2 protein-coding genes and 1 pseudogene are annotated in these 2,171 nt (G+C 69.0%); 1 reads left to right on the forward strand and 2 read right to left on the reverse strand.

Features of this window, described 5'->3' with window-relative positions:
* Window positions 1-1,430 (forward strand): glycogen debranching protein GlgX (gene glgX / locus VFM98_RS10010; RefSeq protein ID WP_325109780.1); only part of this gene is annotated, 1,430 nt, incomplete at its 5' end.
* A 30-nt stretch (window positions 1,431-1,460) separates the two neighbouring features.
* Here the strand turns inward: glgX and VFM98_RS10015 are convergent.
* Together VFM98_RS10015 and VFM98_RS10020 are read right to left on the reverse strand one after the other, a co-directional pair.
* Window positions 1,461-1,682 carry a hypothetical protein gene (locus VFM98_RS10015; RefSeq protein ID WP_325109781.1) on the reverse strand — a complete coding sequence of 74 codons (222 nt, stop codon included), beginning with the start codon at window positions 1,680-1,682 and terminating at the stop codon, window positions 1,461-1,463.
* Window positions 1,683-1,777: 95 nt separating this feature from the next.
* Window positions 1,778-2,171 (reverse strand): annotated as a pseudogene (locus VFM98_RS10020) (4,5-DOPA dioxygenase extradiol); the annotation flags it as partial.

Here is a 2,171-nt window from a genome sequence, read left to right on the forward strand (position 1 = left end):
CGCCGGACATCCGCTACTCGACGGTCGGCGCCGCCGAGGCGCCGCGCGGGATGTTCGGCCAGCAGGTGTACGAGTTCAAGTCGATGGTGAAGAAGCTGCACTCGGCCGGCATCGAGGTGATCCTCGACGTCGTCTACAACCATACGGCCGAAGGCAACCACATGGGACCGACCCTCAGTTTCAAGGGCATCGACAACCCCACCTACTACCGGCTGGTCCCGGACGACCCGCGCCACTACTTCGACTACACCGGCACCGGCAACACGCTCAACGTGCGGCATCCGCAGACGCTCCAGCTGATCATGGATTCGCTGCGGTACTGGGTGCAGGAGATGCACGTCGACGGCTTCCGCTTCGACCTCGCCAGCACGCTGGCGCGCGGGCTGCACGAGGTGGACCAGCTCTCCGGCTTCTTCACCATCATCCACCAGGACCCGGTGCTCAACCAGGTGAAGATGATCGCCGAGCCCTGGGACGTGGGCGAAGGCGGCTACCAGGTCGGCAACTTCCCGGTCAAGTGGGCCGAGTGGAACGGCATCTACCGCGACGCGATCCGCGCCTTCTGGAAGGGTGACGGCGGCCTCGCCGGCGACCTCGGCTACCGGCTCACCGGATCGAGCGACCTGTACCAGGACGATGGCCGCAAGCCCTCGGCCAGCATCAACTTCATCACCGCGCACGACGGCTTCACGCTGCGCGACCTGGTGAGCTACAACGACAAGCACAACGAGGCCAACGGCGAGGACAACGCCGACGGCGCCAACGACAACAAGTCGTGGAACTGCGGGGCGGAAGGCCCCACCGAGGACGCGGAGGTGAACGCGCTGCGCGCGCGCCAGCAGCGCAACCTGCTCGCCACCCTGATCCTGAGCCAGGGCACGCCCATGCTCTGTGCCGGCGACGAGATCGGCCGCACCCAGGGCGGCAACAACAACGCCTACTGCCAGGACAACGAAATCAGCTGGCACGACTGGGCGGGCAAGGACGATCGATTGCTCGCCTTCACCCAGCGCCTGATCCGCCTGCGGCGCGAGCACCCGGCGCTGCACCGGCAGAAGTTCTTCTCCGGCCGCGCGATCCGCGGTTCGGAGATCAGCGACATCATGTGGTTCCGCCACGATGGCCAAGCCATGAGCGACGAGGACTGGGGCAACCCGCACACGCAATCGCTCGCCATGTTCCTGGCCGGCAACGGCCTGAGCGGCACCGACCGGCAGGGCCGCGTGCTGAAGGACGACCACCTGCTGCTGGTCCTCTCGGCCTCGCCGCAGCCGCTGGACTTCCAGCTGCCCCAGGTGCCTCAGTGCAAGGAGTGGGAGTTGCTGGTGGACACCAGCAATGACGAAGCGAGCGAGAACTGCCCCTGCGGCGCGCACACGCACCTGCCGCCGCGCTCGCTCAAGCTGTTCCGCTGCCGGATCGAGTCGTAGCGGCGCGGGCGCGGCCGACGCCGGGCGCGCTCATTCCAGCGCGCCGGGGCGGGTGTTGCGGTAGTTGTCGAGATACGGCGCCAGGCTCTCGGTGCCGCGGCCGCTGCGCTGCCCGGGGGGCAGCAGCTGCGAATCGGCCGGCCGGCGGTCGCCCTCCGGCGGCGCGCCCGGGCGTGTCAGCTTCTGCAGCAGGCGCAGGAAGAGCGTCCGCGCGCCTTCCCGCATCTCGTCGTCGTTGCGTCCCGGCTCCATGCGACCAAGGTTGGCGCCGCTACGGATGAGAATCAAGCCCATCCTTGCAACACGCGTAACCGGGCGCGATACGATTTGGCGCGAAAGGCCACGCCTCAGGTGTTGGTCTGCTCCGGCGGCACGTCGTGCGGATCCGGCAGCGGGGCCGCGGCGGCGCCCCGGCCCGCGCCGGCGGCGGGATGAGCGCCGAGCACATAGCTGGTCATGGTGAGCGAGCCCATGGTGCCGCCTTCGGCGAACAAGCTGGCCGTCTCGCCCGCCGCCTGGCAGAGGCCGGCCAGGTAGGCCAGGGGCAGGAAGTGCTCCGGCGTCGGCACGGCCAGGGCGAAGTCGGCGTGCCGCACCACACTGGGCAGGCTGGCCGGGTCGGAGGTCATGACGCTCTTGACCGCGCGGTCGAAGCGCTCGGCCCACTCGAAACCGGCGTCGGGCCGCTGCCGGTCCATCCGGCGCAGGTTGTGCACCACGTTGCCGCTGCCGACGATGAAG

Origin of the sequence: Ramlibacter sp. (genome assembly GCF_035706265.1) — a bacterium.
Taxonomy (GTDB): Bacteria; Pseudomonadota; Gammaproteobacteria; order Burkholderiales; family Burkholderiaceae_C; genus Ramlibacter.

Bases quoted from the DNA above. Each gene is read 5' to 3' on its own strand.
- VFM98_RS10015 (WP_325109781.1), bottom strand. From the start codon at position 1,682: ATGGAGCCGGGACGCAACGACGACGAGATGCGGGAAGGCGCGCGGACG.